The organism is Streptomonospora wellingtoniae (assembly GCF_031845375.1).
Taxonomy (GTDB): domain Bacteria; phylum Actinomycetota; class Actinomycetes; order Streptosporangiales; family Streptosporangiaceae; genus Streptomonospora; species Streptomonospora wellingtoniae.
On sequence record NZ_JAVREK010000038.1, the window covers coordinates 1 to 18,530 of the forward strand.

Sequence of the window (18,530 nt, forward strand, 5' to 3'; positions counted from 1 at the left end):
GGACGCGTTCCTGGTCGCGGTCGGAGGGGCCTGCCTCGATGACGCAGACGCTGGTGCCGGGGTCCTCGGTGAGGCGGTTGGCGATCACCGAGCCCGCGGTCCCGCCACCCACGATCACATAGTCGTAGGTGGAATCCGCTGAAGACACGTGGAACTCCCTTCGGGCATTGCGCCCCGTCTCGTCGCACCCGTGGACGTGCGGGAAGCGGCGGCGGCCAAGCCGCCGCCGGACTCCCGCGGCCTGCGCCGCGCGGAGGGGCCGACGGGCGGAAGGGTGGACGCCGCCGAGGGCGACCGCCGCTCCCGGCGCGACCCGAGCTTTCCGGGAAAGGCCGCGGAGTTCCTGCTCCGCAAACGCCTGATTCCCGAAAAGAGGACGCGACCCCCTGCCCTTTCCCCGCTTTCTCCGGCACCGACCGAATACGCATACAACCAGCAAGAGCACGGAGAATCAACCTGCCCGGAGATGACGAATCCCATGCGGCGGGCATTCGCGCCTGCGCTCCCGCACTCCGCCCGCCGAGTGCGCCGGCTGACCAGAGCGGAGCGCCACCCGCTGCCGAAGCGTTCGCGGCCGACCGCGCCTCGGGTAGATCGCAGCAGTTCACGCCGTTGTGGTGCGGTTCCGGCGCCACGCCGGGAAGGGGGCGCTCCGAGCGACCCCGCGCGCCCCGCCCGCTTTTCCGAATCGGGCGATAGAATCATTCTATACGTATGAGCAGAGATCGGTATCGCTCGATTACGACAGTCCGTTGACTCGGTCCTGCGCGTAGACGATGATTCAACACGAAACCCGACCAGGCGTTCATCGAGGGGCACGGGAGCGCGCCCGGCACTTCGCTCCAGGAATGGAGGTGGACACCGAAACCGCGTCCGCCAGGGAATGGCGTGAAGCGTCCACGCGCGCGACTTCTCCGCTCCTGGAACGGATGCGCAGGACAGGGAACCGACTCAGCGCCCCGCACCGCTCGAAGCACCGGTGCGCACCATCCCCTGCGGATACGTGAAGGAGATACCCCATGAGCAGTTCGCAGCCCGAGCGGCACAACCTGCCGATCGCGGACCGGCGGCACGCTCCGGCCACCTCGATCGACGCGCGCGACCAGGACCCGTCCTTCGAACCGGCACAACCGCTGCGTCCGCCCCGGGGAGCACCCAACGTGGTGCTCGTCCTCGTCGACGACATGGGGTTCGGAGCGCCCAGCGCCTTCGGCGGACCGTGTGAGACGCCGACCGCCGACCGGCTCGCGGAGAACGGCCTGCGCTACAATCGGTTCCACGTCACCGCGATCTGCTCGCCGACCCGCCAGTCGCTGCTGACCGGGCGCAACCACCACTCGGTCGGTATGGGCGTCACCACCGAGATGGCCAGCGCGGCTCCGGGCTACAACGGCATCCGCCCGCGCAGCGCCGCGACGATCGCGCAGACGCTGCGGGCCAACGGCTACAACACCGGGGCCTTCGGGAAGTGGCACCAGACTCCGGCGCGCGACGTGAGCCCGGCCGGGCCATACGACCGCTGGCCCACCGGCGAGGGCTTCGAGAAGTTCTACGGCTTCATCTGCGCCGAGATGAACCACTGGAACCCGGTCCTCTTCGACGGGACCACGCCGGTCGAGCCGTCGCAACGGCCGGAGGACGGCTACCACCTCTCCGAGGACCTCGTCGACCGGGCGATCGAGTGGATCGGCACGCAGCGAAGCCTCAATCCCGACGTCCCGTTCTTCACTTATCTGCCGTTCGGCGCCACGCACGCGCCGTACCACGTGCCCCGGGAGTACCGCGACAAGTACCGGGGCCGGTTCGACCACGGCTGGGACCGCCAGCGCGAGATCACGCTGCAGCGCCAGAAGGAGCTGGGTGTGGTGCCCCCGGACGCCGAACTGGCACCGTGGGCTGAGGGCGTGCCGCACTGGGACGAGCTCTCCGACGAGGAGCGCCGGGCGGCGGCCTCGCTGATGGAGCTCTACGCCGGATTCGCCGAGCACACCGACGTCCAGGTCGGGCGCCTGATGGACGCTCTGGAGGAGCAGGGCGTGCTGGACGACACGCTGTTCGTCTACATCCTCGGTGACAACGGCGCCTCGGCCGAGGGCGGCCTGGGGGGCACGCTCAACGAACACCGCTTCGCCAGCGGGATCCCCGACAGCGCGGAGTTCATCAACGCCCACGCCGAAGCACTCGGCGACGAGACGACGCACGCCCACTACCCCGTCGGCTGGGCGCTGGCGATGAACACCCCCTACCAGTGGACCAAGCAGGTCGCCTCGCACTTCGGCGGGACGCGCGACGGCATGATCGTGCACTGGCCGAACGGGATCAGCGAGCGCGGCGGCCTGCGCAACCAGTTCCACCACGTCATCGACGTGCTGCCGACCGTGCTCGAAGCGGCCGGCATCCCGCACCCCGCCGCGGTCGACGGGATCGGCCAGCAGCCGATCGAGGGCACCAGCATGCTCTACACCTTCAACGACGCCCAGGCGCCCGACCGCCACCGCATCCAGTACTTCGAGATGGTCGGAAACCGCGGCATCTACCGCGACGGCTGGATGGCGGTCACCCGGCACGGCACGCCGTGGGAGATGGTGCAGTCCGGTCGCCGGTACTTCGACGACGACGTGTGGGAGCTCTACGACACCAACACCGACTGGACCCAGGCCCGCGACATCTCGGCGCAGCACCCCGGCAAGCTGCGGGAGCTGCAGCAGCTGTTCCTCGTCGAAGCCGCCCGGTTCAACGTGTTCCCGCTGGACGACCGGATGACCGAGCGCGAGAACCCGCGCGAGGCTGGCCGGCTCGACCTGTTCGGCGACCGCAGCACGGTCACGTTCCGCGGCGCGGGGCTGCGGCTCACCGAGGAGACCGCGCCCAATGTGAAGAACCGGTCGCACACCGTCACGGCGGTCGCCGAGACTCCGCCCGGCGGAGGTGAGGGCGTGATCGTCGCGCAGGGCGGGCGCTTCGGCGGATGGTCGCTGTACATCCACCAAGGATGCCTGCGCTATGCCTACAACTACTTCGGGCTGCAGGTGCACACCGTGGCGGCCCCGGAGCGGCTGTCCAAGGGCGAGCACGAACTGCGCATGGAGTTCGACTACGACGGCGGCGGCGTCGGCCGCGGCGGGTCCGTGACGCTGCTGGTCGACGGCGAGAAGGTCGCCGACGGCCGAGTGGACGCCACGATCCCCTACTACTTCGCCTTCGACGAGACCTTCGACCTCGGCGTCGACCGCGCCTCCCCCGTGACGGACGACTATCCGACCGTCGACAACGAGTTCACCGGGAGGTTGGACCGGGTGCGCCTCGACCTCGGCGACGACCAGTGCAGCGACGTCGAGAGCGAGAGCGGGCGCGAGCAGTTCCGGGCGGCGCACGACTGACGGGCGCCGCGGCGCCGCACCCGGCCCCGAACCTCGTCGATCTTGTAGCCATCGCAAAGGAAAGCGATTTCCAGTGACGATGGCTACAAGATCGATGCGGTCTCAGCCGGGAAGGGCGCCCTCCATACGCCCAGGGCCGCCGTCACCGTCTGGGTCCCAGTCCGCGACCAGGTCGACGAAGGCCTGAGCGGCGGGCGAGAGGGGCTCGGGAGGCCAGACGAGATGGCCTCGGCGCGCCAGCGGCGGAGCCACGCTGACGACCACGGCACCGCCCCGGGCCGCCTCCATCGCGAGCCGGTGCGGCAGCAGCGTCGCGCCGGCTCCCGCCAGAACCAGGGGGACGATGGCGGCGCGGTGCGTGGTCTCGACGGCGATGCGGGGCGGCGCCCCGCTCAGCGCCAGCGCGCTGTCCAGCGCGCTTCTCGTGGTGGTGCCGCTGGGCGTGGTGACGAGGTCGAGCTCGGCGAGCTTCTGCAGTGGCATCGGGTCCTCGGGGCGGTCCGCCGAGGGCGGGAGCACGGCCAGGACCTCCTGCTGGGGAAGGTCGAGAACCCGCATACCCGCGGTCGAGATCCCGTGTGCGGTGAGCCCGACCTCGCACCGCCCGCGCCGGACGGAGTCGACGATCGCGGCGGCGTTCTCCGCGTCCAGGATGCGGAACTCCACGCCGGGGTGCCGGCTGCGGAACTCGCCGACGAACGTCGCGAGCGGGTCCACGGCCAGGGTGGTGACCGCGGCGATGTCGAGGCGGCCGGAGACCAGCCCCGAGACCCGCTGCGCCGCGGTCTGCACGCGCATGAAGTCGTGCAGCACCTGCCGGGCGGGACTGAGCAGGGCCTCACCTACAGGGGTCAGCACCACGCCCCGGCCGATGCGGCGGAACAGCGGGGCGCCCACCTCGCGCTCCAGGACCCCGATGGCATAGGACAGCGAGGGCTGCGCGATCCGCAGCGCGTTCGCGGCACCGGTGAAACTCCCGTGGCTCGCGATGGCGAGAAAGTACTCGAGGTGCTTGCGCTCCACACGACCTTCCTACGACAGCGGGAGGGGAGTCACCCCCGCGCACCGGCTCCGGCGCTCGTCGGCCGCGGCCCCGACCGGCGCGGCACCGAGCCGGTACCGCATGTCCGGTTATGGCGAAATATACCTGACTGCCCTTTCAGGTGCTCAGCGGTTCGGTGCCCGGCCCCGCCCCGACCGGACGTGACGGCCGCGGGCCGCCGGGCACGCGGCGGGACGCCTTTGAGAGGCTCGACCTGCACGCCCCGCTCCGAGGCGAGCACCGGACGCGCCGCCGACACCCCGCCCCTCCCCGACCCGCCGCGTCCCGTCCCAGGCCCCGCCCGGAAGGAGGCACCCGCGTGCCGAACGGACGCCCCAACATCCTGGTGATCATGACCGACGACCACGCGGCCCCGGCGATCAGCGCCTACGGCAGTGCGATCAACAGGACGCCCGCCGTCGACCGACTCGCCGCCGAGGGCGTGCGCTTCGACAACGCCTTCTGTACCAACGCGATCTGCTCACCGGCACGGGCCACGCTGCTCACCGGCACCTACAGCCACGTCCACGGCATGACCACGCTCGAGCAGCCGCACCAGAAGTTCCGCGCCGACCAGCCCGCCTTCCCCGGGATGCTGCAGGAAGCCGGCTACCAGACCGCCATCGTCGGCAAGTGGCACCTGGGACACGGGCCGGCGCACGACCCCCGCGGCTTCGACTACTGGGAGGTCCTACCCGAGCACGGCCGCTACCGCGACCCCGCCTTCCTCACCGCCGCGGGCGAGCGGACCTACTCCGGCTACGTCACCGACGTCATCACCGACCTCGGGCTGGCCTGGCTGGACCGGCGCCAGCGCGACCTGCCCTTCTGCCTCCTGGTCCAGCACAAGGCCCCGCACCGGGCGTTCGAACCGGCCGATCGGCACCGCCGCCTCTACGAGGACGAGGACGTCCCCGCTCCGGCAACCCTCCACGACGACCTGTCCGGTCGGGCCTCGCCCGCCCGCGAGGCGCGCATGCGCATGTCCGACCTCACGCCGGAGGACCTCAAGGCGCCGGTACCCGAAGGGCTCTCCGAGGAGCAGGAGTCCGAGTGGCGCTACCAGCGCTACATCAAGGACTACCTGCGCGTTGTCGCCGCCCTGGACGAGAACGTCGGACGGGTCCTGCACTACCTGGACGTCGCCGGGCTCGCCGATGACACCGTGGTCGTCTACACCTCCGACCACGGATTCTTCCTGGGCGAGCACGGATGGTTCGACAAGCGGTTCATGTACGAGCCCGCGCTGCGGATCCCGCTCGTCGTGCGCCACCCCGGGGTCACCCCCGCAGGCGGCAGCAGCAGCGACCTGGTCGCCAACGTCGACTTCGCCCCCACGATCCTGGACCTGGCGGGCGTGGGACCGCACCCGCGGATGCAGGGCCGCAGCCTGGCCCCGCTGCTGCGCGGGGAACGGCCCGGCGACTGGCGCGACGCCGTCTACTACCGCTACTTCGAGCACCTGGATGCCAACCACAACGTCGCTGCGTGCTACGGAGTCCGCACCCGCACCCACAAGCTGATCCACTACCCCGGCCACGGCTCGGGTCAGCCCGGCGCCGCCGAGGAGCGCCGCGAACCCGAGTGGGAGCTCTTCGACCTGGAGAACGACCCCGACGAGCTGTGCAACCGCTACGCCGACCCGGCCTTCGCCGGGGTGGTGGCCGAGCTGACCGCCAGGCTCGAAGCCCTGCAGAAGGAGTACGGCGACGTGCCCGACCACCTCGCCGGCCACTCGACCGACGCGGCCACCTGAGGCGGGCGCTGCCCCGGGCCGACCCGGGGCAGCGCGCCCGCGGCACTTCCGGCCCGGCCGCGCCGCCCGGGAGCGGCCCGGGGCAGCGCGTCCCCGGCAGCCGCGCTCGCCACCGCATGCGCCCCGCACGGTCGCGGTGCGCGCGCGGTGCGCTACGACGCCTCTGCGCGCCGGCGGAGGCGGAGCGCGAGCCAGGTGAGTCCGCCCGCGGTCGCGGCTATCACCGCCGTCCCGACGACGGCGGGGAAGACGGCGCCGGCGCGCTCCCCGAAGACGAGGGCGCTGAGCGTGAGGAACAGCGTGTGGCCGACCAGCGCGCCGCCGATGACGGCCACCCGGTGAATGTCGGTGAAGCCCGCCGTCCGCGCCCAGGTGGCGATGCGCCATCCCGTGGCGGCCGCCACGGCGGCGGCGCCGGCCATGGCCGCCACCACCCACCCGCCGCCGACGGCCGGGCCGGTCGGCGGGTACCCGGGCGGCACCAGGAGTCCGAGGAACACGAGTGCGGCCGCACCGGGCAGCAGGCACGCCGCGACGAGACCGGGCGCGCGGCCCGCTTCGGCCGGTGGCGCCGCGCCGGGAAGCACCCGCCGCATGCGCGGGACGATGCGCAGCGCGAGCACCGCGAGCACGGCCACGGTGAGCAGCAGGCCGGCGAGCACCGGCAGCGGGGCCTGGTAGCCCGGGTCCTCCACCCCGGCGATGAGGAGGCGCAGCAGCGCGACGCCGACGGCCGCCGCGACCCCGGCGCCGATCAGCCCGCCCCGGCGCAGCAGCGGCCGGCCGGCGAACCGCGGGAACAGCAGGTCGGTCAGCGCAACGGGGACGAGCACGCTGAAGACCACGTGGTAGCCGAGCTGGCTCTCCCAGTAGGCGGTGTTGAAGCCGAGCACGCGCGGGCCCCACTCCGCGGCGTTGTAGAGGTTCGGGCTGGTCAGCGCCTGCAGGCCGATCCCGTCCTCCACGAGTTCGTAGGCCGCGCCCATCAGCAGCAGCCCGGGAAGGCCGGCGCCGGCGCGCGCCACCAGCTCCCGGATCAGCAGCACGCCCGCGCCGTACATCGGCACCAGCAGCGGCAGGATGACCCAGAGCACGGGCATGCCGACTCCGCTGAAGGTCGCCTCCGCACTGAGCGGCGCCAGGACCACCAGCGCCCATGCCGCCTTGAGCCTGCCGCGACCCGGCCTGCGGCCGGCGTCCGGCGGGTCCGCTGCGTTCTCCACGGTTCTCCTCCGCACTTTTGTTACTCAATCAAGTAATAAGGGTGGGACGCCAATGTACCGCAGATCCACTGGGAAGATGCATCGGCGACCGCAGCGCCCCGTCGGGGCGGCGACGGCGCCCGAAGCCGATGGAAGTGGGGGGACATGCCCGAGCGTGCGAACCGGCGACTGCCGCCCGACGAGCGCCGCCGCCAGATCGTCGCGGCGACGATCGACACCGTTGCGGCGCTGGGACTGCAGCAGGCCACTTTCGCCCGGATCGCCGAGCGGGGCGGGCTCAGCAGTACGCGGCTGATCTCGTACCACTTCGCGAGCCGCCGGGAGCTGCTACGGGCCGCGGTCCTGCACGTCCACGGGATGATCGGGGCCCACGTCGCCGAGCGCATGCACGGGGCCGCCGACGCGCGCGGCGAACTTCTGGCCTACATCCGCGCCGTAGTGGAGTTCATCGACGCCCACCGCACCGAGATGCGCGCACTGCTGCTGATCCACCTTCAGGACGACCCCGGCGCCGAACGGACCTACGACGCCGGCACCGAGCGCGGCGTGCTCGGCGCCGTCGAGGACGTGCTCGACCGCGGCCAGCGGGCCGGGCTGTTCCGGGAGTTCGACACCTTCGTCATGGCCGCGACCGTCCAGCGCGCCGTCGACGGCGTCCCGTTCCTGCTGCAGTCCGATCCCGGCCTCGACCTCGCTCGCTACGCCGACGAACTGGCCGCCCTCTTCGACCACGCGACGGCGGCGCACCGTCCCGACCGGCCGATGCCCGAGGAGCCGGGCGCGAAGCCCTGAGCGCTGCCCCTCCCCCGCCCCGAAGCCTCGTCGACGCGGAAGGCAGGGGTACTCAAATAGGCGACTAAGCAACTCGTTTAGTATTCCTCCATGGCACTTCGCAACGCGGTGATGGCGGCTCTGCTGGAGGGAGAGGCCTCCGGCTACGACCTGGCCAGGAGCTTCGACGCCTCGGTGGCCGACTTCTGGATGGCCACGCCCCAGCAGCTCTATCGGGAACTGGAGCGGATGGCGACCGAGGGCCTGGTACAGGCGCGCATGGTCGAGCAGGAGAAGCGCCCCAACAAGCGCCTGTTCTCCCTCACCGACACCGGGCGGCGGGCCCTGTACGCGTTCACCGCCGCGCCGCCGCGCCCGGGCGCCATGCGCGAGGAGCTCATGGTCCAGGTGCAGGCGGCGGACGTCGGCGACACCGGGGCCGTCCGGGAGGCGGTCGCCGAGCGCATGGCGTGGGCCCGGGGAAAGATCGCCCGCTACGAGCGGCTGCGCGACCGGCTCTTGGACGGCCGCAGCGAGGAGGACCACCTGGCTCGCGCCGAGCGCGTCGGCCCCTACCTGACCCTCATGCGGGGCCTGGAGTTCGAGCGGGAGAACCTGCGCTGGGGAGAGCGGGTCCTGGACGTGCTCAGCCGCCGCACTCCCTCGCGCGCCGACGCCGAGCAGGGCTGAGGGCGGCGAAGATGGGATACCGCAGGTACGTCGCGGTCGGCGACAGCCAGACCGAGGGCCTCAACGACGGCGACGAGGCGACCGGCTACCGTGGCTGGGCCGATCGCCTCGCCGACGCGCTCGCCGCACAAGAACCCGGGTTCACCTACGCCAACCTCGCGGTCCGCGGACGGCGCGCAGCCGGCGTCCGGTCCGAGCAGACCTCTCCCGCGCTCGCGCTCGCACCGGACCTCGTGACGGTCATGGCGGGCATGAACGACCTGGTCCGGCCGGGCTACGACGCAGCCGCCACCGCCGCGGAACTGGACGCGATGCTGGCCGCGTTCACCGATTCGGGAGCGACCGCGGTCGCCTTCACCTTCCCCGACATCGGCCGCATCGCCCCTCTGGTTCGGCACCTGCGGCCCCGCGTGCTGGACCTCAACGACCGCCTACGCGCCATTGCCGACCGCCGCGGCGCCGTGCTGGTCGACACATTCTCCCACCCGGTCACCACCGACCCGCGCCTGTGGAGCGCCGACCGCATCCACGCCACACCGCTGGGCCACGCCCGTATCGCGGCGGCGACCGCGCACGCGCTCGGTGTTCCGGGCAGCGACGACTCCTGGACCGACCCGCTCCCGCCCCGGCCGGGCCTTCCGCCGTGGCGCCGCGCCGGAGCCGAAGCGGTTTGGGCGGCGGTCTTCCTCGGCCCGTGGCTCCTGCGCCGGCTGCGGGGGCGCTCCTCGGGCGACGGCCGCAGCGCCAAGCGGCCCCGACTGCTGCCGCCTCCCGCCGGCGGCGGCCCCTGACCGCAGCCCGAACGAGGGCACCGAGGCGCCCCGGAGGGCGGTACCCGCCGTCCGGAAGCAACCGGACCGCACCGCACCCGTTCGACCCGTCGCACAATGGAGGTGGCATGCACCCGTTCCGCAGGGCCGTCGAGGCCGGCGACCACGAGGCGATCGAGGCCATGCTGGCCGAGGACGTCGTCTTCACCAGCCCGGTCGCGTTCAGGCCCTACCCGGGCAGGGAGATCACCGCCGCGATCCTGCGCGGTGTGGCGCGCGTGTTCGAGGACTTCCGCTACGTGCGGGAGATCGCGGGTGCCGACGGCCGCGACCTCGCCCTGCTGTTCACCGCGAGCGTCGGCGACCGGCGTGTCGACGGCTGCGACTTCCTGCACTTCGACGGCGACGGCCGGATCGACGACCTCACGGTCATGGTCCGCCCGCTGTCAGGCGCGCAGGCGCTGGCCGAAGCCATGGGTGCGCAGTTCGAGCGCATCCGGCGCGAGGCGGCGGGCGGCTGACCGGCGCGGGGTGCCCGCGCCGGTGCCGGTAGCGGTCGGCGCCGGGGAGGTTCAGCGCGCCGCGCGGCGCTCGTCGAGCAGGCCGCCGACGAGGGCGGTGGTCGCCGGCCGCGCCAGGGCCTGGCCGTCGCGAGCCGCCTCCAGGCCGGCGGTCAGCGCCAGGCACATCTCGGCCGCCTGAGCGGGCGTGACCCCCTCGACAGTGCCGACCCGCGCGAACAGGTCGGTGAGCAGCTCGTGCACCGACGTGGTGAACGCGCCGCAGATCCGGCCGAACAGCCGGTCCCGCTCGTCCAGCAGCTCGGAGGTGTGCGGTGAGGCCCCGCCGACCCGGAACGCGAGATCGAGCTTGGCGCCCAGCACACCCCGGATGCGTTCGGCCGGCGGCGCGCCGGAGTCGGCCGCCGCGGCCCGGGCCCGGCCGAGCGCTCCTTGGTGGAGGCGCTCGGCCAGCAGCCGCAGGGCCTCGTCCTTGCCCCGGACGTACTGGTAGACCGCCGACCGCGACACGCCCATCTGCGAGGCGATGTCGTCCATCGTGGTGCGCCGAGCGCCGTACCTGGTCAAACAGGTGTAGGCGGCGTCGAGGACCTCGTCGAGCCGGTCGGCACCCATCGGGTCAGGCCAGCACTTCGAGCAGTTCGCCGGCGAGCGGAGCCGAGGAGGCGGGGTTCTGGCCGGTGACCAGCGTACGGTCGACGACCACGTTCGGAGCCCAGGGCTCGCCCTCCCGCACCCGCACGCCGGCGCGGGTCAGCCGGTCCTGCAGGAGCCACCGGGCCTTGTCGGCCAGGCCGGCCTGGCGCTCCTCCTCGTCGGTGAACGCGGCGACCTCGTAGCCCGCGAAGGCGTTGGCGCCGTCGGCCCCGGTCGCGGCGAGCAGCGCGGCGGGACCGTGGCAGACCACGCCGAGGGGCGTCCCGCGCTCCAGCGCCCGCGCCAGCAGCGCACCGGAGTCTGCGTCGACCGCCAGATCCTCCATCGGGCCGTGGCCGCCGGGGTAGTAGACCGCGTCGTAGTCGGCGGGGTCGGCTTCCTCCAGCTTGATCGGGTCCCGGAGCTCGGTCATGGCGTCGAGGGCGGCGCCCATGCGGTCGGCGCCCTCCTGGCCGCCGTTGGCCTCGGGCGCGAGGCTGGCCTGGTCGACGGTCGGGACGACCCCGCCGGGGGTGGCGACGGTGATCCTGTGCCCGGCCGCCGTGAAGGCCTCGTACGGAGCGACGGCCTCCTCGGCCCAGAATCCGGTGGGGTGCCGGGTCCCGTCGGCCAGTGTCCAGTGGTCGGCTCCGGTCATAACGAAAAGGATCTTCGACATGGTGTGCTTCCTCCGGCGAGCGGGTCGGTGCGGATCGCGACGGCCGGGGCCGCCGCCACACCCTGACGTTCTGCACGAACTGACACATTGAGCACTGTTCGTCAGTACGGCGACGACGTCGATGCTAGTGGCCGCGGTTTCCGGCCGTCCAACCCGGCGGACGCCACGGACTGCCGGCCGGAACGCCGGACGCGGGGACGCGCGGATCGTGCGGGGCGAGGGGCGGTTCATGGCCGATGCGGGCACTCCGGCCGCAGCGGAAGACCGGTCGGCGGAGAGCGCGCGTGCCGCCCGATCGAGACCGATGAACGCGCGCCGTGTTCGCGGACCGGCGGGGCCCGGCCGGTCAGCGTCCCGCCCACCAGGGGCGAGGAGCGGTCAGCGCGGTCGGCGCAGGCCCTCGACGAGGAGTCCGGCAAGGCGGCGCGCGTCGTAGCGGGGGTCGTGGTCGGCGCCGATGCAGAGGTTCCCGACGCCGCGCATCAGCCCGTAGGCCTCCAGGTCGGACCGGATCTCGCCGGAGTCGGCCGCGGCGCCGAGCAACCGGGTGCACACGGGCACAAGGCGGTCGAGGAAGTAGGAGTGTAGCGCGTCGAACCCGGCGTCGTCGGACTGGAGGACGGCGGCCAGCCCGTGCTTGGTGACCAGGAAGTCGACGAAGAGGTCGATCCATCGCCGCAGCGCCTCATAGGGGGTCGCGCTCGTCTCCAGCAGGGCCGGCCCGGCCTCGGCGCAGGCTTCGACCTGGTGCCGGTAGACGGCGATGATGAGGTCCGCGCGGGTCGGGAAGTGCCGGTAGATCGTGCCGACCCCGACACCGGCCCGGGCCGCGATGTCGCGGACGGGCGCGTCCACGCCTGAGGAGACGAAGACCGCGGCGGCCGCGTCGAGCAGGCTCTTCTCGTTGCGCCGGGCGTCGGCCCGCTTGGCCCGGGCCGGGTGCCCCGGGCCATGGTCACTGTCGTTCACCGCGCCGTTCCCACCCCGGCCGAACCCGACAACCGGAACACCTCCGCGGCCACTATCGGAGTAAGGTTCCGTTTACCCATGGTGCCAGGCCGGGACCCGGCGGCCAAAACGCGGCTGCCGCCCCGTCCGCCCGCGGCGCCCCGCGGCCCGGCGCGCGACGCCCTCATTCGGGCAGGCGCAGGCCCAGCCTGGCGGCCGCTCCCGCCAGAAGCATGGCCAGGCCGTCGCGGAACCGCTCCCGTTCGGTCGCGCCGCCGGTGAGCCGCTGGGCGGCGCTGCGGTGGTCGGTGCCGCCGAGCAGATCCCGGGTGTGCGGGAAAGCGCCGGTCGCGAGCTGGGCCTCGGCGAAGCGGGCGGCGGCTCCGGTCCACTCGCCGCACGGCGCATCCCCTGCCGCCGCATACGACTCCGCTGCGCGCAGGGCGCTGCCGTGCACGTAGTCGTCCACCGCCGCGATCAGGCCGAACTTGGCGTCGGCCGCCAGAGCGGTGTCGGCCAGAGCGGCGAGCGACTGCTCGAAGTGCCGCATGGCGTTGGGCCCGGGCAGCGCGTTCTGCAGGGACTGCGGCGCCCACGGGTGGCGTATGAGCACGTCCCGAGTCCGCTCGGCCACCGCGGCGAGCGCCTCATACCAGTCGGTCGGGACCTCGCCGCCGGGTATCAGCACCTCGCCCATGATCGCGTCGTCCATCAACGCGACCAGTTCGTCCTTGGTTCGCACGTGCACGCGGGCCCGGCGCTCCTCTGGACTGATCTCCAGGACCCGGTTCATGTGCCGGGAGAAGTCGAGCACGACCGCCTCGCCCACGGTCTGCCCGCAGTGGCTGGTGCCCGCACCCCTGGGCAGCACCGGTGTTCGGAACCGGCGGGCGGTCTCCACGACGGCCGCGACGTCGTCGGCGTCGCGGGGCGCGACCACGCCGACCGGGGTGATCTGGTACATGCTGGCGTCGGTGGCGTACATGTGGCGCGTGTAGGCGTCGAACCGCACCTCCCCGCCGACGGCCCGGCGCAGTTCCGCCTCGAGATCGTCGCTGTGTCCGCGTTCCGGCATCGTCGTCTCCGGGGTTTCGGCCACGGCAGCACTCCACCTTCCGCTCTCCGGACAGCGGGGCGCCTCGACCCTAGGCACTTCCATATGGCGACATCAAGAGTTTGTAATGCGAAACCACGAACGTACACTGACGGCAGGTTTCGGAAAGTGCCGTTGCCTGAAGAAGGAAAACACAGAAAGATCCCCTAGTATTCCACAATGCGGTATCCGAATTTCGGAATGCGGAAAACGGAGAGGTATGTCTAGCGGCCGTCATTTCCTGCAGATCCCGGGGCCGACGAACGTCCCCGACCGGGTGCTGCGCGCCATCAGCTACCCGACCATCGACCACCGCGGCCCGGAGTTCGCCGACCTCGGGCTCGACGTCCTCGACCGGCTGAAGTCGGTGCTGAGGACCGGGGCCGACGCCGTCGTCTACCCCTCCTCCGGTACGGGAGCGTGGGAAGCGGCCCTGGTGAACACGCTCTCACCGGGCGACCGGGTCCTGATGTTCGAGACGGGCCACTTCGGAACCCTGTGGGCCGGCCTTGCACGCGACCTCGGGCTCGACGTCGAGTTCGTCCCCGGCGACTGGCGCAGCGGAGTCCACCCGGCGGTGGTCGAGGAGCGCCTGAGGGCCGACACCGACCACCGGATCAAGGCCGTCGCCGTGGTCCACAGCGAGACCTCCACCGGGGTCGTCAGCCGCATACCCGAGATCCGCGCGGCCCTGGACAGCGCCGGGCACCCCGCGCTGCTGCTCGTCGACGCCATCTCCTCGCTGGGGTCGGTGGACTACCGCCACGACGAGTGGGGGGTCGACGTCACGATCAGCTGTTCGCAGAAAGGGCTGATGCTGCCGCCGGGGCTGTCCTTCCACGGCATCAGCGCCAAGGCGCGGCGGGCGTCGGAATCGGCCGGGTTCGCCCGCTCCTACTGGAACTGGGAGCCGATGCTCGAGTCCAACGCCGGAGGGTTCTTCCCCTACACGCCGGCGACCAACCTGCTCTACGGGCTGCGCGAGGCTGTGGCGATGCTGCACGAGGAGGGCTTGGAGCAGGTCTTCGCCCGGCACCGGCGACTCGCGGCTGCCGCCCGCGCGGCCGTCGAGGCATGGGGGCTGGAGCTGGTGTGCCAGGTGCCAGAGGAGTACAGCCCGGTCCTCACCGCGGTGGAGATGCCCGAGGGCGACGACGCCGACAAGCTCCGCTCGGCGATCCTGGAACGCTTCGACGTCTCGCTCGGCGCCGGGCTGGGCAGGCTGCGCGGGCGCGTCTTCCGCATCGGCCACCTGGGCCACCTCAACGAGCCGGGACTGCTCGGCACGCTGGGCGCGATCGAGGCAGGGCTGCGGCTGACCGGCACGGCCCACCGCCCCGGCGGTGTCACGGCCGCGGCGCAGTACCTGGCCGACACCTCCGGGTAGCGAGCGGGCCCGACCGGCGTGCCGCCCCGGAGCACAGCCTCTGCGCTCCGGGGCGGCCATGCGGGCTCAGATCAGCCCCAGGCTCCAGAGGGCCACCACGGCCACCATGGAAGGCCCCTCCGACCAGGGTCACGCCGCCGTAGGAGAGCAACGCGGCGCGCAGGGACATCCCCGACAGAGTCGTGCAGACCCAGAAGTAGCTGGAGTTGAAGTACTTGATGATCACCGACCCGCTCGCGGCGGAGAGCATGGCGGCCTCGGGCGAGAGGCCGAGCGCGGGCAGCATCGGCGCGGTGAGGGAGGACGCGGTGATCACGCCTACCGTGGTCGAGCCGGTGATCACGTTGGCGAGGACGCCCAGGATGAACGGCAGCAGGATCGAGGGGATGCCGAGGTCCAGCGTGTTCTCAGCGATGACGTCGACCGTCGGTGTCGCCTGCAGCAGCTCGCTGAGCGCACCGCCCAGGCCGGTGACCATGATGATCATCGCCGACCCCTTGAGGGCGTTCGACTCCCTGGCCGCGGTACTCCTCGGATGGAGGAGAGGTGATGCGCGGGCCGGCAAGGCGCGCGTACAGCCACCCCATGAGCGACCCGAACAGGGTCACCACGGAACCGTAGAGGATGATCACCCCGATGTCGGCGTCGACCACCGCCGCCGCGGCCAGCGGGTACCGGGCGATCAGGAAAAGCAGGACGACGATTACGGCGAGGAATCCGACCAGGGCGACAACCGGCTGGTCCGTGATCGATTCTTGCAACTGTCCCGTCCTCTCGGGGAGCCGAGCGGTGTCAGCACCGGATCACCGTTGATCTTGTAGCTATCGCAAATGGAAATCGCTTTCCTTCACGACAGCTACAAGATCGACGGGTTCGGGCGCATAGATGACGGCACGGAAGGGACCCCGATACCCGCCTTTACGATGTAGATTTTTCGGTCGGCGACGGAGTGCGCGGGGGGTTCTCCCGGAGCCAGTCCTCCCACCCGCGCGCGTGACCCGACTCGAAGTCGTCCCGGTCAGCCCGGCCCACCGCGCCGCGGGCGGTGCGCCCCCAGCCCTCCCGCGCCGCGTAGCGCGTTGACCTTGACGCGGCGTCAACGCCTCTAATGGAGGCATGCGAATCGGCGAGCTCGCCGCGCTGGTCGGGGTGTCCACCCGGACCGTGCGGCACTACCACCACCAGGGGATCCTCCCCGAGCCCGGGCGGCTGCCGAACGGCTACCGGGAGTACCGCCTGCGTGACGCAATCGCACTCGCCCGCATCCGCCGCCTGAGCGAGCTGGGCCTGTCCCTGGACGAAATCCGCGACGTCCTGGCGGACGACCGCGGCCGGGAGCTGCGGGAGGTGCTCAGAGAGCTGGACGCCGACCTGGCGCGGCAGCAGCGGGCGATCGCAGCCAAGCGGGAGCGGCTGGCGGACCTTCTTCAGGAGGCGGACCTTGGCCCGGACTCCGCGGTGTCGCCCCGGATGGCGGAGGTGCTGCGCGGCCTGCCCGCGAGCGGTTCGGAGTTCGCCGAGTTCGACCGCGGGTTCCTGGCGGTCGTCGACACCGGCGCCGACCCCGCCGACCGGGCCGCGCTCGGCGACCTGTTCAGCCTGCTCACCGAACCCGGGGCGGCCGAGCAGGCGCGTGTGGTCTACATGCGGCTGGACGAGATCGCCGACGCCGCCCCGGACGATCCCCGCGTCGCCGCGCTCGCCGGCGACCTGGCCGCCTACCTGCCCGGCGAGATGGCCGCGGCCATGGTCGCCAGCCTCGACGACAGCGAGCACGGCCGCTGGCTGGACGCGCTGTCGCGGGAGCTTCCCGCCGCCCAGGCCGAGGTGTTCCGGCAGGTGGTGGTCCTGCTGAAGGAGCGGGTGTGAACCCGCGCCGCCGCAGCCGGCCCGACCGCCGAGGGCGGGCCTGAGCCTTGCCCGGCCGGCCCTTGCCCCCGCCGCTGCGCCCCGCCGGCGCGGCAACAGAAGTCCCGGGCGCGCAGCGGCACCGATGGCAGTGCCCGGCGCGTCCGCACATCACCCGTGCCGTCACCAGAGAGGCCTCCGCCATGTCCGAGACCGACCGCAGACTGCCCTTCGACCGGCCCAACCCGCTGGACCCGCCGCACGCCTACGCCGAGCTGCGCGGCAGCGAGCCCGTCGCCCGGGTCACGACCCCCGACGGGCGGCGCGCGTGGCTGGTCACCTCCTACGAGGCAGCGGCCGCGGCGCTGGCCGACCCGCGGCTGGGGATGACCCCCTCCGGCACCGCCGACCCCGGCAACGACACGCTGTTCCAGGACGGCGATGCCCACACCCGCCTGCGCCGGCTGGTCGCCAAGGCCTTCACGCCCCGCAGCGTCGCAGCCGTGCGTCCGCGCATCGAGGAGCTGGCCGCCGCGCACGTCGAGTCGTTCGCCGACGCGGGCCCGCCCGCGGACCTCGTCGCGGGCCTGGCCTCCCCGCTGTCGCTGGCGGTGATCGGCGAACTGCTCGGCGTTGAGGTCGGCGAGCGCGAGCGCTTCAGCGCGCTGGCCGAGGCGGTCGGCTCCGTGGACTTCCACGCCCTCGAGAACGAGGAGCAGGCCGCAGCGGCGATGCAGGCGTGGAGCGACCTCACCGGCTACGCCGCCGGGTTGGTCGCCGCCAAGCGCGGGGATCTCGGAGACGACCTGCTCAGCGGCCTGATCTCGGTACGCGACGCCGACGACGGGCGGCTCGGCGGCGACGAGCTCACCGCGATGGCCACCACACTCGTCGTTGCGGGCTACCAGACAAGCCGCAACGCCCTCTCCGTCGGAGTGATCCGGCTCCTCGCCGAAGGGCGGCTGGCCGGGCTCGCCGATGCCGGCGCCGACGATGTGGCGACCGCCGTGGAAGAGGTGCTGCGCCAGGAGGCCGGGGTGATCGCCGAGCCGTTCCCGCGCTGGGCCCACGCCGACTTCGAACTGGACGGGGTCCCGATCGCGAAGGGAGACGCCGTCCTGGTGCGGCTGGAGGCCGCCAACCGCGATCCGGCCCACTTCCCCGATCCGGACCGCTTCCTGCCCAAGCGGCGGTCCGCGAGCCCGCACCTGTCCTTCGGCCGAGGGCCGCACCACTGCCTCGGTGCGGCGCCGGCGCGGATCGAGCTGGGCGCGGCGCTGGTCTGCCTCGCCCGGCGCCTCCCCGGCCTCCGGCTCGAAACAGCGGTGGAAGACCTGGCGTGGGTCCGCGGCGAGACCGACGCCGGTCCCACCGCGGTGCCCGTCACCTGGTGACGAGGCGCTCCGAAGGGAGGCCGCCCCGCAGCGGCGACGGCGGCGGGCCCCGAAACGACGACTGCCCCCGCCGTGGACGGCGGGGGCAGTGTCAGTGCTGGAAGGCGCGGAGCGTCCGGTCTACCGGGGCCGCGCCGCCACTACACCGCGCGGACGCGCTCGGCCTGCGGGCCCTTGGGGCCCTGCGTGACGTCGAACTCGACGCGCTGGTTCTCATCGAGGTTGCGGAAGCCGCTGCCGTCGATGTTGCTGTAGTGGACGAAGACGTCCGGGCCGCCCTCATCCTGGCTGATGAAGCCGAAGCCTTTTTCGCCGTTGAACCACTTGACGGTTCCCTGAGCCATGACTGCCTCCTGGCAGGTCGACGGGTCGAATCCGATTTTCCGGATCCG

At 72.4% G+C, this 18,530-nt stretch carries 19 protein-coding genes; 9 read left to right on the top strand and 10 right to left on the bottom strand.

The features are described from left to right. On the bottom strand, nt 1-148 hold a 148-nt coding region (locus tag RM446_RS23815; protein ID WP_311547708.1), incomplete at its 3' end, for a lycopene cyclase family protein. Nucleotides 149-1,019: 871 nt separating this feature from the next. Here RM446_RS23815 and RM446_RS23820 point away from each other — a divergent pair. Next, a complete protein-coding gene (locus tag RM446_RS23820; protein ID WP_311547678.1) occupies nt 1,020-3,380 on the top strand; it encodes an arylsulfatase in 2,361 nt (786 codons plus the stop codon). 102 nt (nt 3,381-3,482) lie between these two features. Here RM446_RS23820 and RM446_RS23825 read toward each other — a convergent pair whose 3' ends face one another. Next, complete coding sequence (locus RM446_RS23825) at nt 3,483-4,403, bottom strand: LysR family transcriptional regulator (RefSeq protein ID WP_311547679.1); 921 nt, start codon at nt 4,401-4,403, stop codon at nt 3,483-3,485. A gap of 338 nt (nt 4,404-4,741) precedes the next feature. Between RM446_RS23825 and RM446_RS23830 the strand changes: the two genes are divergently transcribed. Next, a complete protein-coding gene (locus RM446_RS23830; RefSeq protein ID WP_311547680.1) occupies nt 4,742-6,178 on the top strand; it encodes a sulfatase family protein in 1,437 nt (478 codons plus the stop codon). A 152-nt stretch (nt 6,179-6,330) separates the two neighbouring features. On the opposite strand, the gene RM446_RS23835 is transcribed toward RM446_RS23830, so the two are convergent. Beyond that, the gene (locus RM446_RS23835; RefSeq protein WP_311547681.1) at nt 6,331-7,401 is read right to left on the bottom strand and encodes a hypothetical protein; all 1,071 of its coding nucleotides are present in this window, start codon (nt 7,399-7,401) and stop codon (nt 6,331-6,333) included. Nucleotides 7,402-7,545: 144 nt separating this feature from the next. Here RM446_RS23835 and RM446_RS23840 point away from each other — a divergent pair, with 144 nt between their 5' ends. The 4 genes from RM446_RS23840 to RM446_RS23855 all read left to right on the top strand — a co-directional run bounded on the left by RM446_RS23840 (nt 7,546) and on the right by RM446_RS23855 (nt 10,153). After that, on the top strand, nt 7,546-8,193 hold the full coding sequence (locus RM446_RS23840) for a TetR/AcrR family transcriptional regulator (protein WP_311547682.1): 648 nt from the start codon (nt 7,546-7,548) through the stop codon (nt 8,191-8,193). 90 nt (nt 8,194-8,283) lie between these two features. Continuing rightward, a complete protein-coding gene (locus RM446_RS23845; RefSeq protein WP_311547683.1) occupies nt 8,284-8,862 on the top strand; it encodes a PadR family transcriptional regulator in 579 nt (192 codons plus the stop codon). Nucleotides 8,863-8,873: 11 nt separating this feature from the next. Continuing rightward, nucleotides 8,874-9,653: an SGNH/GDSL hydrolase family protein gene (locus tag RM446_RS23850; RefSeq protein WP_311547684.1), complete on the top strand. Its 780-nt coding sequence runs from the start codon at nt 8,874-8,876 to the stop codon at nt 9,651-9,653. A gap of 107 nt (nt 9,654-9,760) precedes the next feature. After that, entirely contained in the window at nt 9,761-10,153 is a 393-nt protein-coding gene (locus RM446_RS23855) for a nuclear transport factor 2 family protein (protein ID WP_311547685.1), read from the top strand. A 51-nt stretch (nt 10,154-10,204) separates the two neighbouring features. On the opposite strand, the gene RM446_RS23860 is transcribed toward RM446_RS23855, so the two are convergent. The 4 genes from RM446_RS23860 to RM446_RS23875 form a co-directional block, all read right to left on the bottom strand. Continuing rightward, nucleotides 10,205-10,768 (bottom strand): TetR/AcrR family transcriptional regulator, encoded by a 564-nt coding sequence (locus RM446_RS23860; protein WP_311547686.1) that lies wholly within the window; start codon nt 10,766-10,768, stop codon nt 10,205-10,207. Nucleotides 10,769-10,772: 4 nt separating this feature from the next. Next, entirely contained in the window at nt 10,773-11,468 is a 696-nt protein-coding gene (locus RM446_RS23865) for a type 1 glutamine amidotransferase domain-containing protein (protein ID WP_311547687.1), read from the bottom strand. A gap of 378 nt (nt 11,469-11,846) precedes the next feature. After that, nucleotides 11,847-12,437: a TetR/AcrR family transcriptional regulator gene (locus RM446_RS23870; RefSeq protein WP_311547688.1), complete on the bottom strand. Its 591-nt coding sequence runs from the start codon at nt 12,435-12,437 to the stop codon at nt 11,847-11,849. Between the two features lie 163 nt (nt 12,438-12,600). After that, nucleotides 12,601-13,515, bottom strand: coding sequence for an FAD-binding protein (locus tag RM446_RS23875; RefSeq protein ID WP_311547689.1), 915 nt, complete (start codon nt 13,513-13,515; stop codon nt 12,601-12,603). Nucleotides 13,516-13,729: 214 nt separating this feature from the next. On the opposite strand from RM446_RS23875, the gene RM446_RS23880 reads away from it, so the two are divergent. Continuing rightward, nucleotides 13,730-14,896, top strand: a complete 1,167-nt coding sequence (locus RM446_RS23880; RefSeq protein ID WP_311547690.1) for a pyridoxal-phosphate-dependent aminotransferase family protein — start codon at nt 13,730-13,732, stop codon at nt 14,894-14,896. Here the strand turns inward: RM446_RS23880 and RM446_RS23885 are convergent. Further along, entirely contained in the window at nt 14,856-15,383 is a 528-nt protein-coding gene (locus tag RM446_RS23885; RefSeq protein WP_311547691.1) for a GntT/GntP/DsdX family permease, read from the bottom strand. The two genes, RM446_RS23880 and RM446_RS23885, sit on opposite strands and share 41 nt — an antisense overlap. After that, a complete protein-coding gene (locus tag RM446_RS23890; RefSeq protein WP_311547692.1) occupies nt 15,304-15,657 on the bottom strand; it encodes a hypothetical protein in 354 nt (117 codons plus the stop codon). Before RM446_RS23890 ends, RM446_RS23885 begins: the two co-directional genes overlap by 80 nt. Nucleotides 15,658-16,012: 355 nt before the next feature. Between RM446_RS23890 and RM446_RS23895 the strand changes: the two genes are divergently transcribed. Next, complete coding sequence (locus tag RM446_RS23895) at nt 16,013-16,765, top strand: MerR family transcriptional regulator (protein WP_311547693.1); 753 nt, start codon at nt 16,013-16,015, stop codon at nt 16,763-16,765. Nucleotides 16,766-16,947: 182 nt separating this feature from the next. After that, the gene (locus RM446_RS23900; protein ID WP_311547694.1) at nt 16,948-18,138 is read left to right on the top strand and encodes a cytochrome P450; all 1,191 of its coding nucleotides are present in this window, start codon (nt 16,948-16,950) and stop codon (nt 18,136-18,138) included. A gap of 140 nt (nt 18,139-18,278) precedes the next feature. Here RM446_RS23900 and RM446_RS23905 read toward each other — a convergent pair whose 3' ends face one another. Beyond that, nucleotides 18,279-18,482: a cold-shock protein gene (locus RM446_RS23905; protein WP_311547695.1), complete on the bottom strand. Its 204-nt coding sequence runs from the start codon at nt 18,480-18,482 to the stop codon at nt 18,279-18,281. Nucleotides 18,483-18,530: the final 48 nt, after the last annotated feature.

Coding starts and splice junctions, on each gene's coding strand:
- RM446_RS23820 (WP_311547678.1), top strand. CDS start 1,020: ATGAGCAGTTCGCAGCCCGAGCGGCACAACCTGCCGATCGCGGACCGG.
- RM446_RS23840 (WP_311547682.1), top strand. CDS start 7,546: ATGCCCGAGCGTGCGAACCGGCGACTGCCGCCCGACGAGCGCCGCCGC.
- RM446_RS23845 (WP_311547683.1), top strand. CDS start 8,284: ATGGCACTTCGCAACGCGGTGATGGCGGCTCTGCTGGAGGGAGAGGCC.
- RM446_RS23850 (WP_311547684.1), top strand. CDS start 8,874: ATGGGATACCGCAGGTACGTCGCGGTCGGCGACAGCCAGACCGAGGGC.
- RM446_RS23855 (WP_311547685.1), top strand. CDS start 9,761: ATGCACCCGTTCCGCAGGGCCGTCGAGGCCGGCGACCACGAGGCGATC.
- RM446_RS23860 (WP_311547686.1), bottom strand. CDS start 10,768: ATGGGTGCCGACCGGCTCGACGAGGTCCTCGACGCCGCCTACACCTGT.
- RM446_RS23865 (WP_311547687.1), bottom strand. CDS start 11,468: ATGTCGAAGATCCTTTTCGTTATGACCGGAGCCGACCACTGGACACTG.
- RM446_RS23880 (WP_311547690.1), top strand. CDS start 13,730: ATGTCTAGCGGCCGTCATTTCCTGCAGATCCCGGGGCCGACGAACGTC.
- RM446_RS23885 (WP_311547691.1), bottom strand. CDS start 15,383: ATGATCATCATGGTCACCGGCCTGGGCGGTGCGCTCAGCGAGCTGCTG.
- RM446_RS23895 (WP_311547693.1), top strand. CDS start 16,013: ATGCGAATCGGCGAGCTCGCCGCGCTGGTCGGGGTGTCCACCCGGACC.
- RM446_RS23900 (WP_311547694.1), top strand. CDS start 16,948: ATGTCCGAGACCGACCGCAGACTGCCCTTCGACCGGCCCAACCCGCTG.
- RM446_RS23905 (WP_311547695.1), bottom strand. CDS start 18,482: ATGGCTCAGGGAACCGTCAAGTGGTTCAACGGCGAAAAAGGCTTCGGC.